The organism is Stutzerimonas sp. FeSN7 (assembly GCF_030263795.1).
Lineage (GTDB): Bacteria > Pseudomonadota > Gammaproteobacteria > Pseudomonadales > Pseudomonadaceae > Stutzerimonas > Stutzerimonas stutzeri.
On sequence record NZ_JARPMN010000001.1, the window covers coordinates 1,324,965 to 1,340,928 of the forward strand.

The following is a 15,964-nucleotide window of genomic DNA, read 5'->3' on the forward strand; positions in this document are numbered from 1 at the left end:
CTTCTGCAAATTTTTTTTCAAAAGGGGGTTGCCAAGGTTCGGAACCCTCTCTAGAATGCGCCCCACTTCGAGAGCAAACGGGTGATTAGCTCAGCTGGGAGAGCATCTGCCTTACAAGCAGAGGGTCGGCGGTTCGATCCCGTCATCACCCACCACTCGAGGTTTAGCGCAGCGGTAGTTCAGTCGGTTAGAATACCGGCCTGTCACGCCGGGGGTCGCGGGTTCGAGTCCCGTCCGCTGCGCCATATTAGCTTCACGGGAACACTGAACGCCCTGAAGCATCGAAGAAAACGGCCTTATAGGCCGTTTTTTTTTGCCTGCTTTTCCGGGATGCCACGCCGTCCCTGTTCATGCCCCCCTGCCGCAAAATGCTACGCGCTTCCTTTCTTTGCCATCTCTTTACGATCCTGGTCGGGAGGCGCGGTAGCCAGTGCCTGGATGCGCTGCTAAGCTCGGCCATCCGCTTTCGGTAAGTCCCAACTGCGTAATTAAGGAAACAGCATGAGACTGAGACATCAACGTTTGGCACCTGCGATCGCCCTGGTCGGCCTGGTACTGGCCGGCTGCGACTCGCAGACCAGTGTCAAACTGGACACTCCGGCGCAGAAGGCGTCCTACGGCATCGGCCTGAACATGGGCAAGAGCCTTGCGCAGGAGGGCATGGATGATCTCGATTCCAAGGCTGTGGCGCAGGGCATCGAAGATGCCATCGGTAACAAGGAGCAGAAGCTGACCGACGAGCAGCTGATGGAGGCCTTCACCTTCCTGCAGACCCGCGCCGAAGAACGCATGGCCGAGATGAATGCCAAGGCGGTCGAGGCGGGCAAGAAGTTCCTCGAGGAGAACGCCAAGCGCGAAGGCGTGAAAACCACCGAGTCCGGCCTGCAGTACGAAGTCGTCAAGTCGGCCGAAGGTCGTCAGCCGACCGAGAACGACGTGGTGACCGTTCACTACGAAGGCAGTCTGACCGATGGCACCGTCTTCGACAGTTCGATCAAGCGCGGCAGTCCGATCGATCTGCCGGTTGGCGGCGTGATTCCTGGTTGGGTCGAAGGCCTGCAGCTGATGCACGTCGGTGAAAAGTTCAAGCTGTACATCCCGAGCGAGCTGGCTTACGGCGAGCAGAGCCCGAGCCCGCTGATTCCGGCGAATTCGGTGCTGGTGTTCGATCTCGAGCTGCTGGATATCAAGGGCGACGAAGCCGAGCAGCCTGCCGAGGCCGCCGAGCAGCAGTAAACGGAACCGCTGGAAACGAAAACGCCCCGATCTGATCGGGGCGTTTTGCTTTGCGTCGGTTTCCGGCGGATCAGTCGTCCATCTGCGACTGCAGGTAGTTCTCCAGGCCCACCTTGTCGATCAGGCCCAGCTGCGTTTCCAGCCAGTCGATGTGCTCTTCCTCGGACTCGAGGATGTCTTCCAGCAGCTCGCGGCTGCCGTAGTCGCCGACGCTCTCGCAGTAGGCAATGGCCACCTTCAGGTCCTGTACGCCACCCTGTTCCAGCTTGAGGTCGCACTCAAGCATTTCGCGGGTATTCTCGCCGATCAGCAGCTTGCCGAGATCCTGCAGGTTCGGCAGGCCTTCCAGGAAGAGGATGCGCTTGATCAGCTTGTCGGCATGCTTCATCTCGTCGATGGATTCGTCGTACTCGTGCTTGCCGAGCTTGCCGAGACCCCAGTCTTCATACATGCGCGCATGGAGGAAATACTGGTTGATGGCTACCAGCTCGTTGCCGAGGATCTTGTTGAGATGCTGAATGACCAGCTTGTCGCCTTTCATGAAGTTAGCCTGCCTGGAACGGTGGTGATGGATGCAGTCTGGCCAGCGTCGGGCGAGCTGTCAAACCTAAGTCCTTGAATGCAAAAGCCTAAATCTAGTGAGAATGGTTGCGTTCTGCATCCTGGTGTGGCAACTGGCTGATTTGCAGGCAAAAAAAAGGTTCATCGCGCTTTCCCGGGGAAGGCAGCCTTGATTTTCAGGAAGAAGTATTCCGAGTCCCGAAAACCATAGGCCATACGCTTGATCACCTTGATGCGGTTGTTGACGCCCTCAAGGACGCTGGTATGCATGTGGAAGTTGGCACTGGCGAGGATGCCTCGGGCGTATTTGCGCAGGTTGCGAGCGAATCGCTGTAGCGGCGCGAGGCCGCTGTCCCGGGCGTGCCGCAACCAGGTTCGCCAGCGGCGCCAGCCCTCTCGTACGCTGGGGGCGAACCAGACATCCTTCAGCGCATCCTTGAGGACATAGACCGTAGCCAGCGGCTGGTTGGCCGCGAGTAGTTCTTGAAGCTGCACGGCTTGTCCGTCCTTCAGGTTGTTGCGATTGCGCAGCAGCAGCCAGCGGCTTTGCTTGACCGCCTTTCGTGCCGGCTTGTCTTCGCGCAGGAGGTTGGCCTGGTCAACCCGGATACGGTCGATCACATCCCGACCGTAGCGCGCGACGACGTGAAACAGGTCGTACACCACTTCGGCTTGCGGGCAATGCTTCTTCACCTCCAGGTCGAAAGCCGTGTTCATGTCCATGGCCACCGCCTCAATCTGCTGGCAGTGCTCGCCGAGCAATTCAAAGAACGGGCGGATCGCCTCACGGCTGTTGCCGTGGCCGACCCACAACACCCGCGTTCGCTCGGCGTCCATGATGACCGTGGCATAGCGATGCCCCTTGTGCAGGGCGAACTCGTCCATCACCAACCGGCGGACACCGCTTGAATCGAAGGTGCCTACCTCGGCTTGAAGGCGTCGTTTATCGAGCGTTTTGAGGGTGTGCCAGTGCAGGCCGGTGAGCTGGCTGACGTGGCTGATCGGCAGCAGCCGCAGCAGGCTTTCGAGCCAGACCCGTAACCGCCGGGTCAGGCGAGATGCAGGCTCCAGCCAGTCGATCCGCTCGGTCACCCGCCCACAACTCAGGCAATCGACTCGGCGCACGGGTAGTTGAAGCAAGACGCGCTGATCGAACAGATCACGATCGCGCACCAGACGAATCCGGCGCTCGTGAATCAACGGGCTGAGCTGACCACAACGCCCGCACCTGGGCACTGAACCGGCTTGAGGCTCAAGCTCAATCAGAAGGGAGTTGTTGGCGGATGAACGGCAGGCAACGGCGTCATAGCCTGGCCAGAACGAGGCAAGATCAATAGGATGCACGGCGACAGCAGGGACAGGTGGATGGTTGGTTTGGCGACTACCAATTTACCTGCTTCCCTGACTGTCAACTCGCTCTTCCCCCAGAGTCCGCGAAGAACCAAAAAAAAGCCGGGCAGGGCCCGGCCTTCAAGGCTTCAGTCTGTCAAGCCTGAACAAAGCTCGCGGGGTAGGCCAGGGCCGCCTGGGCGTTCTGCACGTCGCTGAGCGTTTCGCGAACGACCTGCTTGGCGACGCATGCGCATTTGCCGCACTGGGTGGCGACGCCGGTCGCTTCGCGAACCTCACGATAGCTGCAGCAGCCCTCGTAGATGGCATCGCGAATCTGGCCGTCGGTGACACCCTGGCAAAGACAGACGTACATAGAGCACTACCCGTTGAATTCGTTGACGGGAGTGATGCTAATCAGAATGAGAATAATTGTCAAAGATCGTTCGTCGGCTGGCCGATGACAGGCACTCGAACAATGTGCCGCCGCCGCGATTGCCATGCCCTGCGAGGGCCGGCGTCCGTCGGCGTCAGCTGGCTCCGCGTAGGGCGGGGACGTAAACTGCCTGCCTTTCTGAACCTGCCTGTTGCCCGCGCCTGACGCGGGACAAGGCCGTCCCTACGGAGCCGCGCTGTGCATCTGAGCGTTCCCACCCTGACGCTGGTGGATATATATGTGCTGCTCCTGCTTCGCGTGCTGATGTTCTTCGCCTGGCGCAGCGGGCAGCGTGATGCGACGCTGGGCTTCACCTGCCTGATGCTGCTGTTCGGGACGGTTTCGACCGTGCTCGGCTGTCTGCGCGGAATGGGGATCGACGTAGTGCCGATCGTGCTCGGCAACATCGCCCTCCAGCTCGCGCTGGCCATGAACTGGACGGCGATGCGCACGTTCGTCGGTCGACCGCCGCACCTGCCCGGAATATTGGCCGGGGCGCTGCTATGGGGCGGGCTGTGCCTGGTGCCTGCGTTTTATTCATCCCTGACCGCGCGGCTATTGCTGGCTTCGGCGCTGACGGTCGTCTACACCCTGCTTGCGATGTCCGAGCTCTGGCGCAGCCGGCAGCGCCTATCGGTTTCGCTGCGGCCGGCCATGGGCCTGATGCTGCTTCACGTATCGTTCTATCTGCTGCGCGTGGTGGTCGACCGCGGTCAGCCGTTCGGTGACGCCGATCAGGTGAGCTTCTTTGCCTTCGTGATCTTCGAGACGTTGCTCTATGCCATCGGCATTTCCTTCGTCACCCTGGCGATGGTTCGCGAGCGTGCCGAGCAGCAGTATCGGCACGCCTCGCTCAGTGATCCGCTCACCGGCATCGGCAACCGACGCTCTTTCATCGATGCCGGGCAGGCCCTGCTGCAGCGCTGTCGTGCGCGCGGCGAGCCGGTGACGCTGCTGCTCTGCGATCTGGATTTCTTCAAGCGGCTCAACGACACCTTCGGTCATCAGGCCGGCGATCGTGCGCTGATCGACTTCGGCCAGGTGATTGCCCGGCGAATGCGACGTCAGGACGTGTTCGGGCGGATCGGCGGAGAGGAATTCGCCTGTCTGCTGGCTGATGCCGATGCGCTTATCGGCCGCGAGGTAGCCGAGCGTATTCGCGGCGAGTTCGCCGCCATGCCCTTCGCCGAGCAGGGGCAGCTGAGTGTAAGCATAGGCGTGGCGACCACCACCTCCCGCTACGAACTCGACGAGCTGATGGCGCAGGCGGACCGGGCGCTCTATGCCGCCAAGGCGGCCGGGCGCAACTGCACTCGCCTGGCGAATGGTGACGCCGAGGCCCAGGACGGCGCAGCGCTTACCCGCGGTGCGCCCGGGTTCGGGCTTTGAGTTAGACTGCCTGCCTTTTTTCCGACCAAGAAGCCCGCCTCATGGCCCTGCAAGCGACACCCTACAAAGTCGAGTTGAATCTCACGGACCTGGACCGTGGCGTCTATGAAAACCTGCGCTTCACGGTAGCCAGGCACCCCTCGGAAACCGAGGAACGTCTGGGTGTGCGTCTGATCGCCTATGCATTGTGGTACAGCGAGCAGTTGGCGTTCGGCCGCGGGTTGTCCGATGTGGATGAGCCGGCACTGTGGGAGAAGAGCCTGGATGGCCGCATCCTCCACTGGATCGAGGTCGGCCAGCCGGATGCCGAGCGTCTGACCTGGTGTTCGCGACGTGCCGAGCGCGTCAGCCTGCTGGCGTACGGCAACCTGCGGGTCTGGCAGAGCAAGGTGATCGATGCGGTGAAGGGGCTGAAGAACCTGTCTATCGCCAGCATCGACTCCGAGGCGCTGGCCGCGCTGGTCAAGGACCTGCCGCGTAGCCTGCAGTGGGGCGTGATGATCAGCGACGGCACCTTGTTCATCACCGACGAACGCGGCCAGTTCGAGGTATCGCTCGGCTGGCTGCTCGGCGAGCGCTGATCGCGCTCGCGTACGTGGCGGTCAGGACTGCCAGAATTCCAGCAGGGCGTTGAGCGACATCACCACCCCAACCGCCGTGGCCACCATCGCCAGCAGGCCGAACACCAGCATCCAGGTCGGGTGGCGATACCGGTCGCCGACGATTGCCGGCTTGCGTGACGCCAGCAGCACGCAGCCCAGCGCCAGCGGCAGCACCAGGGCATTCAGCGTGCCCGCCACCACCAGAACCTTCACCGGCTGTCCGACCAGGCTGTAGATGAGCGTCGAGCAGGCGATGAAGCCGATCACCATACGCTGGTTGTGGCGGCGGATGCTGTCGTGCAACGAGTACATGAAGGTGACGCTGGTGTAGGCGGCGCCGATCACCGATGACACCGAGGCGGCCAGCAGTACCACGCCGAAGATCTTGTAGCCGACCGTGCCCATCGAGTGGGAGAACACCGAAGCGGCAGGGTTGCTCGGATCGAGGCTGAGCCCCTGGCTGACGACGCCGAGCGCGGCCAGGAACAGGCAGATGCGCACAACGCCGGTAGTAGCGATGCCGGTGACCGCCGCTCGGGTGACCAGCCTGACGTTCTCGACGCCAGTGATGCCGGCTTCTACCAGCCGGTGCCCGCCGGAGAACGAGATGTAGCCGCCAACGGTACCGCCCACCAGGGTCACGATCGGCAGCAACAGGATCAGCGGATCGTCCGGGTTGAAGCTGCGATTGACTGCCTCGAGCAGCGGTGGGCTCGACTGCAGCATGGCGTAGCCGATCATGCAGAGCATCACCAGCCCCAGTACCTGCATCACCGAATCCATTACGCCCTTGGCATTGCGCAGCAGGAAGATGCCGATGATCAGCACCGCGGCGATCAGCGAGCCGATCACTGGCGGGATGCCGAAGATGACGTTCATGGCCAGCCCGGCACCGCCGATGTTGCCGATGTTGAAGGCGATGCCGCCAAGCACGATGAAGGCCGAGATCAGGTGGCCGACGCCGGGGATCACCCGGTTGGCGACATCCTGGCCGCGCAGGTTGGCGACGGTGATGATCCGCCAGATGTTGAGCTGGGCGCCGATATCGATCAGCAGCGAGACCAGAATGGCAAAGGCGAAGCTCGCCAGGTATTTCTCGGTGAACAGCGAGGTCTGGGTCAGAAAGGCCGGACCGATGGACGAGGTCGCCATGATGAAGATGGCGCCGCGAAGCACGTTGCGCTGGGAGGGTGTGGCTCGTTCGGCTTGCGTAGGTTGCATTGGATACCTTCTTTTTTCTTGGCGTTGGGGCAGGTAGGGGAATGCAGCCGTGCAGCGAGTGCCCGGCAAGATTGTTGTTGTTTGGTGAAGCGCAAAACCGTGTCGGGTCAGATCACCCCCAGCTGTTCGTCGCGCAGGTCGGTGATGAACATGTGCCCTGGCGCGTGGGTGATGACCAGCTCCGGCCGGGCCTGCATCGCCACCGCCTGGGGCGTCACGCCACAGGCCCAGAACACCGGGACCTCGCCTTCGCGCAGCTCGGATGGCTCACCGAAATCCGGTTTGGCCAGGTCTGCAATGCCCAGCAGTCGCGGGTCGCCGACATGCACGGGGGCGCCATGCACGGAGGGAAATCGCGATGTGACCTGCACGGCGCGCACCACCTTGTTCGCAGGCATCGGCCGCATGCTCACCACCATCGGCCCGCTCAGGCCGCCGGCGGGCTGGCAGGCGATGTTGGTGCGGTACATCGGGACGTTGTGGCCGTCCTCGATGTGCCTGACTGGCACGCCATTGGCCAGCAGTGCAGCCTCGAAACTGAAGCTGCAGCCGATGAGGAAGGCCACCATGTCGTCCTCCCAGAAGGGCGTGATGTCCTGCACCTCCTGATCGAGTTCGCCATTGCGGTAGATGCGGTAGCGCGGGAAGTCCGTGCGGATATCGGCGCCTGGCGCCGCGTGCCGTGGCTCGAAGCTCCCCGGGTCGGTGACGTCCAGCAGCGGGCAGGGTTTGGGGTTGCGCTGGCAGAACAGCAGGAAGTCGTAGGCCAGCTCACGCCGCACGATCATGAGATTGGCCTGGGCATAGCCATTGGCCAGCCCGGCGGTCGGGCCGTCGAATTCGCCCTGGCGAATCCGCTCGCGCAATGCCGCGGGGGACAGGTCTCGGTAGGCGGTCAGGTTCATATCCATCACTCCGTCGTGGTCCGTTGCCAGCTGGCGAGCAGTCGCCGCTGCTCGCGTTGTGCGCGTTCCAACGCCACCGGCTTCAGGCGCAACACGGTGCCGGGCATGCATTGGGCCAGCTGCGCGACTGCCAATGGCGTGAGTGCGCCAAGGCGCGGGTAACCACCGATGGTCTGGCGGTCATTGAGCAGGATGATCGGCTGACCGTCCGCCGGAACCTGAATAGCGCCCAGCGGCACGCCTTCGGAGATCATGGCCGAGCGCGCGCAGCGCAGGGTCGGTCCCAGCAGGCGAACACCCATGCGGTCGGCGCGCTGATCGACGGTCCAGTCGCTGTTGAACGCATCGAACAGGCTCTGCCCGGTGAAATCGCCGATCTGCGCCCCCATTACCACCGATAGCCCGGCGCCGGGCAGCGGCACCAGCGCCTGCTCGGGTAGGTTGCGCATCGTCGTGGCGTGGCCGCGCCAGTGCAGTAGGTCGCCCTTGGCCAGCGGCTGGCCGTCGCCGTTCAGCCCACCGAGCTGCTCACGGCGTACCGTGGCACAGCTGCCCAGCACGGCCGGTGCGCTGAAACCGCCGGGTGCGGCGAGATAGGCACGAACACCCTGGCGCGGTTGACTGAAGATCAGTGTCTGACCTTCCCGGATGCGAAAGGCGCGCCCGGGCATGAGAGGCTCGCCATCGAGCGTCGCGCCGAGATCGGCGCCGCAGAGTGCGAGGCAGGCATCGGTCTGAGCGCGCAGGCTGAAATTGCCGAGGGTGATCTCCACCGTGGGGGCCTGCAGCGGGTTGCCCAGCAGCCAGTTGGCCCAGCCGTGGGACAGCCAGTCAACGGCACCGCCCTGGGTCACGCCGAGGTGGCGAACGCCGCTGCGGCCGGCGTCCTGCAGAGTGGCCAGGGCGCCGGCCTGTTCGATCAGCAGGCTCATGCGGAGGCCTCCTGGAAGGGCGTGTCGTCGCCGCCGAGACGGATGAACTCGGCCCGCTCGATGGGCACGAAGCGCACGCGGTCGCCGGGTTGCCAGAGGCTGAAGCCGTCCAGTTCGCGGTCGAACAGGCGAACCGGGCTGCGGCCGATCAGGTTCCAGCCGCCCGGTGACACCAGCGGATAGATGGCGGTCTGGCGGTCGGCGATGCCCAGACTGCCGGCCGGCACCTGCTTGCGCGGCGTCGCCAGGCGTGGGCTGGCGAGGCGCTCGTCGACCAGCCCGAGAAAGGCAAAGCCGGGTGCGAAGCCGAGGGCGAAGACTTGATAGATGTGCGTGCTGTGTCGCTCGATGACCCCCGCGACACCGAGGCCGCTGCGCTCGCCCAGCGCTTGCAGTTCCGGGCCGACGCTCGGGTCGTACCACACCGGTATGTCGTGCTGACGGGCACTCGTCGCTGCCGCCGGTTCCAGCCCATCGAGAGCCTGCCGCACATACTGGCGGGCCTGGTGATCGTCCAGTTGCGCCAGGTCGTACTGCACCAGTAGGGTGGTGTAGGAGGGCACCAGATCGATGAGTGCAGCACCGAACGCATCCCGCACACGCTGAGCGGCGGCCAGCATCCACGGCATATTGTCCTCGTCGATCTGATCGAACAGGCGCAGCACCAGGCTATCGATGCCGACCACCTCGATCCGCGGCGTCATGCGGGAAGCGCCTGCAGTGCCTGACGAATGCGCTGCACAGCGGCGATGGAGCCGGCGTTGTCGCCGTGCACGCAGAGCGTATCGGCCTGCAGGATCAGCGCGCTGCCATCGCTGGCGGTCAATGCTTCCCCCTTGGCCAGGCGCAGGGCCTGGTCGGCCACCGTTTCGGCATCGTGGTGCACGGCACCCGGCAGGTTGCGCGAGACCAGCATGCCGGCGGCGTCGTAGGCGCGGTCGGCGAACACCTCGAACCACAGTGTGATGCCGATTTCCGCCGCCATCGCCTGGCTTTCGCTGTTGTCGCGGGTAGACATGAGCATCAGCGGCAGGCTGGCACTGTAGGCCTTTACGGCGGTCATGACCGCGCGCAGCAGCTGTGGCTGGCGCATCATGTCGTTGTAGAGCGCGCCGTGGGGTTTGACGTAGCGGACCTGCGTGCCTTCGGCGCGGCAGATGCCGTCGAGCGCACCGATCTGATAGAGCAGCATGTTCTCCACTTCGGCCGGGCTGCAGGCCATGGAGCGCCGACCGAAGCCGACCAGGTCCGGATAGGCCGGGTGCGCGCCGATGCGTACGTCGTGCTGGCGCGCCAGCGCGACGGTGCGCCGCATGATCTGCGGATCGGAGGCATGGAAGCCACAGGCGATATTGGCGCAGTCGATGAACGGCATCACCTCGGCGTCCAGGCCCATGGTCCAGGCGCCGAAGCTTTCCCCTATGTCGCAATTGAGTAACAGACGACTCACGATGGCTGCTCCTTTCGAGATGGGCCGGTGCGGCGGTCGAAGTCGATACACTGATAAAGTATCGATAAATTATCAACGTATTTTTCCTGTTGACCTCCGAAGTGACCGCGCGGACATTGCTGTATCCTTGCCGCCCACCTCGATACGATCGACTGCCGCTTCTTCAATCAGGAACTCAGAATGGTTGACGCCAAAAGCTCCCGTCCGTTGCGATCCTCGATCGTCGCCTCGGCGCATCTTGCCGAGCAGTCCCAGGAGCTGTCCGAGCTCGAGTACGGCATCATCGTCGCCAGCGCCGCGCTGATGCGCTGGATGGAGCGCTGCATGCAGGCCTGCGGCACGGTGGAAATGAATGCACTGGACGTCATGGTGCTGCACAACCTCACCAGCCGGGGGCGGGCCAAGCGACAGGCGGATATCTGCCTGCTGCTCAACGTGGAAGATACTCACACGGTCACCTATGCCCTGAAGAAGCTCGGCAAGCTGGGTCTGGTGGAAGGCGCCAAGCAGGGCAAGGAAATGTTCTATCGCACCACTGACAAGGGGCGCGCGCTCTGTCAGGAGTACGCCGACATCCGCCGCGAATGCCTGATCGCCTCGTTCGAGAACCTCAATATCGATCCCGATGAGATTCACCGTCTGGCCGGCATGCTGCGTGCCATGTCCGGGCTGTACGACCAGGCCGCTCGCGCCGCCACCTCCCTGTAAACGACCTGCACTGAGCCCAAAATTCCATGCGTATCGAACCCCGCCCCCTGCCCGAGCAGCTGCCCGACCTTGGCGAGCTGCCGCCGCTGCTGCAGCGCCTCTACGCGGCTCGCGGCGTGACCTGCGCAGAGGAGCTGGACAAGGGGCTGGCGCGGTTGATTCCTTATAAGCAGCTCAAGGGCATCGATGCGGCGGTGGAGCTGCTGGTCGAGGCGCTGGAAAAGCGCCAGCGCATCCTGTTCGTCGGCGATTTCGATGCCGATGGCGCTACGGCCAGCACCGTGGGTGTACTTGGCTTGCGTCAGCTGGGCGCCGCGCATGTCGATTATCTGGTACCCAATCGCTTCGAGTACGGCTACGGCCTGACCCCGGAAATCGTTGCCGTTGCCTTGCAGCGCGAGCCCGATCTGCTGGTGACCGTGGACAACGGCATCTCCAGCGTCGACGGCGTGGCGGCGGCCAAGGCGGCTGGTTTGAAGGTGCTGGTAACGGACCATCACCTGCCGGGTCACGAACTGCCGGCGGCCGATGCCATCGTCAACCCCAATCAGCCTGAGTGCGCCTTCCCCAGCAAGTGCATCGCTGGGGTCGGCGTTATCTTCTATGTGCTGCTGGCCCTGCGCGCACGGCTGCGCGAGCTGGACTGGTTCACCCGTCAGGGCTGGGCAGAGCCGAACCTGGCTGAGCTATTGGATCTCGTGGCGCTGGGCAGTGTCGCCGACGTGGTACCGCTGGATGCCAACAATCGCATCCTGGTCCATCAGGGCTTGGCGCGGATTCGCGCGGGGCGGGCTCGGCCGGGGCTGCGGGCGATCCTCGAGGTGGCCGGGCGCGATCATCGGCGCATCACCTCCACCGATCTGGGCTTCATTCTCGGCCCGCGGCTCAATGCGGCCGGTCGACTGGATGACATGTCGCTGGGCATCGAATGCCTGCTCTGCGAGGACGAGGCGCTGGCGCGCGACATGGCGACCCAGCTCGACGAGCTGAACAAGGATCGCAAGGCCATCGAGCAGGGCATGCAACGCGAGGCGCTGGCGCAGCTCAAGGACCTGCCACTGGAGGACCTGCCGTTCGGCCTGTGTCTGTTCGAGGCGGACTGGCACCAGGGCGTGATCGGCATCCTGGCTTCGCGCCTCAAGGAGCGCTACCACCGCCCGACCATCGCCTTCGCCGATGCTGGCGACGGGCTGCTCAAGGGCTCGGCGCGCTCGGTGCCGGGCTTTCATATCCGCGATGCGCTGGACGCCGTCGCCGCCAAGCATCCCGGCCTGATCAGCAAGTTCGGCGGGCACGCCATGGCGGCCGGGCTGTCGCTGCCACAAGCGAACTTCGGTGCCTTCGCCGCGGCCTTCGATGCCGAAGTGCGCCGCCAGCTGTGCGAGGACGATCTCACCGGTCGGCTACTCACCGACGGCCAGCTCAGCGTCGAGGAGTTCCATCTGGAGCTGGCGCGTGCGCTGCGCAATGCCGGGCCCTGGGGCCAGCATTTTCCCGAGCCGATGTTCCACGGTGTGTTCCAGTTGGTGCAGCAGCGTATCGTCGGTGAGCGCCATCTCAAGCTTGTGCTCAAGAGCGAATGCGGATCGCTGACGCTGGACGGCATCGCCTTCAACGTCGACCGCGAGATCTGGCCGAACCCGACGGTGCGCTGGGCGGAGCTGGCCTACAAACTGGACGTCAACGAGTATCGCGGCCAGGAAAGCGTGCAGCTGATGGTGGCCCACATCGTCCCGCGCTGACCGATGCACGCCGGCTGACGATAGGCCGGCTGAATCGGCTGGCATTCCCCGGCGGAACGTTCGATTGTTGCCTGCGGCCGCGGCGCCTAGAGTGGCGGGACAACAACAGCGCCATGCGGGAACCCGAAATGAGCGACACGACCGTCCATCACCGTGCCTGTCACCTGTGTGAGGCCATCTGCGGCCTGACCATCCAGACCGAAGGCGAGCGCATCCTCTCGATCAAGGGCGACCCCCTCGACAGCTTCAGCCGCGGCCATATCTGTCCGAAGGCAGTGGCGCTGCAGGACATCCAGAACGACCCCGATCGCCTGCGCCACCCCATGCGCCGCTGCGGCGAAGAGTGGCAGGCCATCAGCTGGGAGGAGGCCTACGAGCTGGTCGCCGAGCGCCTGGCCGAGATCCGCGAGCGCCACGGTAGTAATGCCGTGGCGATCTACCAAGGCAACCCGAGTGTGCATAACTACGGGCTGACGACCCACAGCAATTACTTCCTCGGTCTGCTGAAGACGCGCAACCGCTTCTCGGCCACGTCGGTCGACCAGCTGCCGCACCACCTGACCAGCCACCTGATGTACGGCCATGGTCTGCTGCTGCCGGTGCCGGACATCGATCACACCGATTTCATGCTGATTCTCGGCGGCAACCCTTTGGCCTCCAACGGCAGCATCATGACCGTGCCCGATGTGGAGAAGCGGCTGAAGGCGATCCGCGCCCGCGGCGGCAAACTGGTGGTGGTCGACCCGCGGCGCAGCGAGACCGCCGCCATCGCCGATCAACATCTGTTCGTGCGCCCCGGACAGGACGCCGCGCTGTTGTTCGGTCTGCTCAACACCCTGTTCGAGGAAGGGCTGACGCGTGCCAGCGAACTGCCGCTGGACGGTATCGAGGAGGTGCGCACGGCGATTTCCGCCTTTACGGCCGATGCGATGAGTGCCCGTTGCGGAGTACCGGCCGAGCAGATCCGCCAGTTGGCGCGGGACTTCGCGGCGGCGGACAGGGCGGTCTGCTACGGACGCATGGGCGTCTCGACCCAGGCCTTCGGCACGCTCTGCCAGTGGTTGGTGCAGCTGATCAACCTGGTCACCGGTAACCTCGATCGGGTCGGCGGCGCGCTGTGTACCGAGCCTGCGGTGGATCTGGTGGAAACCACCTCCGGCGGCCATTTCGCTGCCTGGCACAGCCGGGTTTCGCAACTGCCCGAATACGGCGGCGAACTGCCGGTAGCGGCGCTGGCCGAGGAGATGCTCGAGCCCGGGGAAGGGCAGGTGCGTGCGCTGATCACCGTGGCCGGCAACCCTGTGCTCTCCACCCCCAACGGCCGCAAGCTGGAGCAGGCGCTGGATGGCCTGGAGTTCATGCTCAGCGTGGATTTCTACATCAACGAGACGACCCGCTATGCCGACGTGATCCTGCCGCCGACCGCACCGCTGGAGCACGACCATTACGACGCGACATTCAATCTGCTCGCCGTGCGCAACGTCACCCGCTTCAACCAGCCGGTGCTGCCCAAGCCCGAGGGCGCGCTGCACGACTGGGAGATCTTCATCGGGCTGGCCAAGGCCTACGCGACGCGGGTGGGCGTCGAGCTGAAGCCCACCATGCCGCCGCAGCAGATGATGGACCTGGCGCTGCGCCATGGGCCGTACGGTGACAAGTCCGAGCGCAAGCTGAGCCTGGCAGCGCTGGAGGATTATCCCCACGGGCTGGATCTCGGGCCGCTCAAGCCGAATCTGGCGCGGCGCTTGAAAACGCCGAACAAGCGCATCCAGGCCACGCCGGCGCTGATGCTGGACGATCTGCAGCGTTTCGCTGCGCAGCCCCAGGCGGGTGCCGACGAGCTATTGCTGATCGGCCGCCGCCACGTGCGCAGCAACAACTCCTGGATGCACAACTACCAGCGCCTGGTGAAGGGTAAGCCGCGTCATCAGTTGCTGATGCACCCAACCGACATGGCGGCGCGGGCGCTGCAGGATGGCCAGCGGGTGCGGGTGCATTCGCGGGTCGGCGTGGTCGAGGTGGAGGCGCTGGCCAGCGAGGAGATGATGCCCGGCGTGGTCAGCCTGCCGCACGGCTGGGGCCATGCGCGGCCGGGCGTGCAGCTGGATATCGCGCGGCAGCAGCCGGGCGCGAGTTGCAACGACCTGACCGACGAGCGCCAGCTGGATGTCTCCGGCAACGCGGCGCTCAACGGCGTGACGGTGCAGGTCAGCGCCGCCTGACCAGCGACTTTGCCCGCCGCGGGCTGGGCATGTGCGCGGAAACGGTCTCTACTGACGGGTGTCCAACCCGCATCCACGACAGTAGAGGCCGTCATGTCCCAGCTCTTCCAGCCGCTCAGCCTGCGCCAGCTCACCTTGCCCAACCGCATCGCCGTGTCGCCGATGTGCCAGTACTCGGCCAAGGACGGAATGGCCAATGACTGGCACCTGGTGCACCTGGGCAGCCGCGCCGTCGGCGGCGCCGGGCTGGTGATCGTCGAGGCGACAGCAGTCAGCCCGGACGGGCGGATCTCGCCGGAAGACCTGGGCATCTGGTCCGACGAGCATGTCGAGCCGCTGCGCCGCATCACCCGCTTCATCGAGGCGCAGGGTTCGGTGGCCGGCGTGCAGCTGGCCCATGCCGGCCGCAAGGCGAGCACCTGGCGGCCCTGGCTCGGCAAGCATGGCAGCGTGCCGATCGCTGCCGGCGGCTGGACGCCGGTGGGGGCGTCCGCCATCGCCTTCTCGCCGGAGCATGCCGTGCCCACTGCACTGGACGATGCCGGTATCGCGGGCATCGTGAAGGCGTTCGTCGAGGCGGCCGAGCGCTCATTGGCTGCCGGTTTCAAGATCGCCGAAGTGCATGCGGCCCATGGCTACCTGCTGCATCAGTTTCTTTCACCGCTCTCCAACCAGCGTCAGGATCGCTATGGCGGCTCGTTCGACAACCGTATCCGTCTGCTGCTGGAGGTCACCGCTGCGGTGCGCCAGGTCTGGCCCGAGGAGTTGCCGCTGTTCGTCCGTCTCTCGGCGACCGACTGGGTCGATGATGGCTGGAATGCAGACGAAACGGTCGAGCTTGCACGGCGGCTCAAGGATGTCGGTGTCGACCTGATCGACGTCTCATCCGGTGGCACTGCGGCCAACGCCGATATTCCGGTCGGGCCGGGCTACCAGACGCAGTTCGCCGAGCGCGTGCGCAAGGAGGCGGGTATCGCCACCGGTACGGTCGGGATGATCACCGAGGCGGTGCAGGCCGAACACATCCTGCGTACCGGCCAGGCCGACCTGATCCTGCTCGCCCGCGAACTGCTGCGCGACCCGTACTGGCCGCTGCATGCCGCCGAATACCTGCGCGACGGGTCCGTGGCCTGGCCGGCGCAGTACGTACGTGCCGCCCATCGCGACACACCGATCCGCCAGGTGCCCGAGTCGTTCGACTAGCAATCCTTTACGTCCTTCGTGTGGAGAG

The 15,964-nt window shown here is 64.6% G+C and carries 15 protein-coding genes and 2 tRNA genes; 9 read left to right on the forward strand and 8 right to left on the reverse strand.

Translation table 11 applies throughout. The features are described from left to right. Positions 1–79 precede the first annotated feature (79 nt). The 3 genes from P5703_RS06130 to bamJ all read left to right on the forward strand — a co-directional run bounded on the left by P5703_RS06130 (position 80) and on the right by bamJ (position 1,236). Positions 80–155 (forward strand) — tRNA-Val (locus P5703_RS06130). Between the two features lie 13 nt (positions 156–168). Further along, positions 169–245 (forward strand) — tRNA-Asp (locus tag P5703_RS06135). Positions 246–501: 256 nt separating this feature from the next. Then, positions 502–1,236, forward strand: coding sequence for a BamJ family beta-barrel-assembly machinery protein (gene bamJ / locus P5703_RS06140; RefSeq protein WP_011913877.1), 735 nt, complete (start codon positions 502–504; stop codon positions 1,234–1,236). A gap of 70 nt (positions 1,237–1,306) precedes the next feature. Here the strand turns inward: bamJ and bfr are convergent, their stop codons facing one another. The 3 genes from bfr to P5703_RS06155 form a co-directional block, all read right to left on the reverse strand. Continuing rightward, positions 1,307–1,777 (reverse strand): bacterioferritin, encoded by a 471-nt coding sequence (gene bfr, locus P5703_RS06145; RefSeq protein ID WP_011913876.1) that lies wholly within the window; start codon positions 1,775–1,777, stop codon positions 1,307–1,309. Positions 1,778–1,938: 161 nt separating this feature from the next. After that, on the reverse strand, positions 1,939–3,141 hold the full coding sequence (locus P5703_RS06150) for an ISL3 family transposase (protein WP_161612779.1): 1,203 nt from the start codon (positions 3,139–3,141) through the stop codon (positions 1,939–1,941). A gap of 142 nt (positions 3,142–3,283) precedes the next feature. After that, the gene (locus P5703_RS06155) at positions 3,284–3,502 is read right to left on the reverse strand and encodes a bacterioferritin-associated ferredoxin (RefSeq protein ID WP_014597196.1); all 219 of its coding nucleotides are present in this window, start codon (positions 3,500–3,502) and stop codon (positions 3,284–3,286) included. Between the two features lie 258 nt (positions 3,503–3,760). On the opposite strand from P5703_RS06155, the gene P5703_RS06160 reads away from it, so the two are divergent. Both P5703_RS06160 and P5703_RS06165 read left to right on the forward strand, forming a co-directional pair. Continuing rightward, positions 3,761–4,951 (forward strand): GGDEF domain-containing protein, encoded by a 1,191-nt coding sequence (locus P5703_RS06160; protein WP_279640993.1) that lies wholly within the window; start codon positions 3,761–3,763, stop codon positions 4,949–4,951. A gap of 41 nt (positions 4,952–4,992) precedes the next feature. Continuing rightward, positions 4,993–5,532 (forward strand): YaeQ family protein, encoded by a 540-nt coding sequence (locus P5703_RS06165; RefSeq protein WP_011913873.1) that lies wholly within the window; start codon positions 4,993–4,995, stop codon positions 5,530–5,532. Positions 5,533–5,553: 21 nt separating this feature from the next. On the opposite strand, the gene P5703_RS06170 is transcribed toward P5703_RS06165, so the two are convergent. The 5 genes from P5703_RS06170 to P5703_RS06190 form a co-directional block, all read right to left on the reverse strand. Continuing rightward, positions 5,554–6,774: an NRAMP family divalent metal transporter gene (locus tag P5703_RS06170; protein ID WP_014597194.1), complete on the reverse strand. Its 1,221-nt coding sequence runs from the start codon at positions 6,772–6,774 to the stop codon at positions 5,554–5,556. A gap of 107 nt (positions 6,775–6,881) precedes the next feature. Continuing rightward, positions 6,882–7,679 (reverse strand): putative hydro-lyase, encoded by a 798-nt coding sequence (locus P5703_RS06175; RefSeq protein ID WP_011913871.1) that lies wholly within the window; start codon positions 7,677–7,679, stop codon positions 6,882–6,884. Positions 7,680–7,684: 5 nt separating this feature from the next. Beyond that, positions 7,685–8,611: a 5-oxoprolinase subunit C family protein gene (locus P5703_RS06180; RefSeq protein ID WP_285585851.1), complete on the reverse strand. Its 927-nt coding sequence runs from the start codon at positions 8,609–8,611 to the stop codon at positions 7,685–7,687. Further along, positions 8,608–9,315 carry a 5-oxoprolinase subunit PxpB gene (gene pxpB, locus P5703_RS06185; protein ID WP_084900487.1) on the reverse strand — a complete coding sequence of 236 codons (708 nt, stop codon included), beginning with the start codon at positions 9,313–9,315 and terminating at the stop codon, positions 8,608–8,610. Before pxpB ends, P5703_RS06180 begins: the two co-directional genes overlap by 4 nt. Continuing rightward, entirely contained in the window at positions 9,312–10,061 is a 750-nt protein-coding gene (locus P5703_RS06190) for a 5-oxoprolinase subunit PxpA (protein ID WP_020307085.1), read from the reverse strand. The genes pxpB and P5703_RS06190 overlap by 4 nt, the downstream gene beginning before the upstream one ends. Before the next feature lie 180 nt (positions 10,062–10,241). On the opposite strand from P5703_RS06190, the gene P5703_RS06195 reads away from it, so the two are divergent. From P5703_RS06195 to P5703_RS06210, 4 genes are all read left to right on the forward strand, one after another. After that, the gene (locus P5703_RS06195) at positions 10,242–10,769 is read left to right on the forward strand and encodes a winged helix DNA-binding protein (protein ID WP_013983365.1); all 528 of its coding nucleotides are present in this window, start codon (positions 10,242–10,244) and stop codon (positions 10,767–10,769) included. A gap of 26 nt (positions 10,770–10,795) precedes the next feature. Next, positions 10,796–12,511 carry a single-stranded-DNA-specific exonuclease RecJ gene (recJ, locus tag P5703_RS06200; protein ID WP_285585852.1) on the forward strand — a complete coding sequence of 572 codons (1,716 nt, stop codon included), beginning with the start codon at positions 10,796–10,798 and terminating at the stop codon, positions 12,509–12,511. 128 nt (positions 12,512–12,639) lie between these two features. Continuing rightward, positions 12,640–14,733 (forward strand): molybdopterin-dependent oxidoreductase, encoded by a 2,094-nt coding sequence (locus P5703_RS06205; protein WP_285585854.1) that lies wholly within the window; start codon positions 12,640–12,642, stop codon positions 14,731–14,733. Positions 14,734–14,826: 93 nt separating this feature from the next. Continuing rightward, on the forward strand, positions 14,827–15,936 hold the full coding sequence (locus P5703_RS06210; RefSeq protein ID WP_285585855.1) for an NADH:flavin oxidoreductase/NADH oxidase: 1,110 nt from the start codon (positions 14,827–14,829) through the stop codon (positions 15,934–15,936). Positions 15,937–15,964: the final 28 nt, after the last annotated feature.

Coding starts and splice junctions, on each gene's coding strand:
- bamJ (WP_011913877.1), top strand. CDS start 502: ATGAGACTGAGACATCAACGTTTGGCACCTGCGATCGCCCTGGTCGGC.
- bfr (WP_011913876.1), bottom strand. CDS start 1,777: ATGAAAGGCGACAAGCTGGTCATTCAGCATCTCAACAAGATCCTCGGC.
- P5703_RS06155 (WP_014597196.1), bottom strand. CDS start 3,502: ATGTACGTCTGTCTTTGCCAGGGTGTCACCGACGGCCAGATTCGCGAT.
- P5703_RS06165 (WP_011913873.1), top strand. CDS start 4,993: ATGGCCCTGCAAGCGACACCCTACAAAGTCGAGTTGAATCTCACGGAC.
- P5703_RS06170 (WP_014597194.1), bottom strand. CDS start 6,774: ATGCAACCTACGCAAGCCGAACGAGCCACACCCTCCCAGCGCAACGTG.
- P5703_RS06175 (WP_011913871.1), bottom strand. CDS start 7,679: ATGAACCTGACCGCCTACCGAGACCTGTCCCCCGCGGCATTGCGCGAG.
- P5703_RS06180 (WP_285585851.1), bottom strand. CDS start 8,611: ATGAGCCTGCTGATCGAACAGGCCGGCGCCCTGGCCACTCTGCAGGAC.
- pxpB (WP_084900487.1), bottom strand. CDS start 9,315: ATGACGCCGCGGATCGAGGTGGTCGGCATCGATAGCCTGGTGCTGCGC.
- P5703_RS06195 (WP_013983365.1), top strand. CDS start 10,242: ATGGTTGACGCCAAAAGCTCCCGTCCGTTGCGATCCTCGATCGTCGCC.
- recJ (WP_285585852.1), top strand. CDS start 10,796: ATGCGTATCGAACCCCGCCCCCTGCCCGAGCAGCTGCCCGACCTTGGC.
- P5703_RS06205 (WP_285585854.1), top strand. CDS start 12,640: ATGAGCGACACGACCGTCCATCACCGTGCCTGTCACCTGTGTGAGGCC.
- P5703_RS06210 (WP_285585855.1), top strand. CDS start 14,827: ATGTCCCAGCTCTTCCAGCCGCTCAGCCTGCGCCAGCTCACCTTGCCC.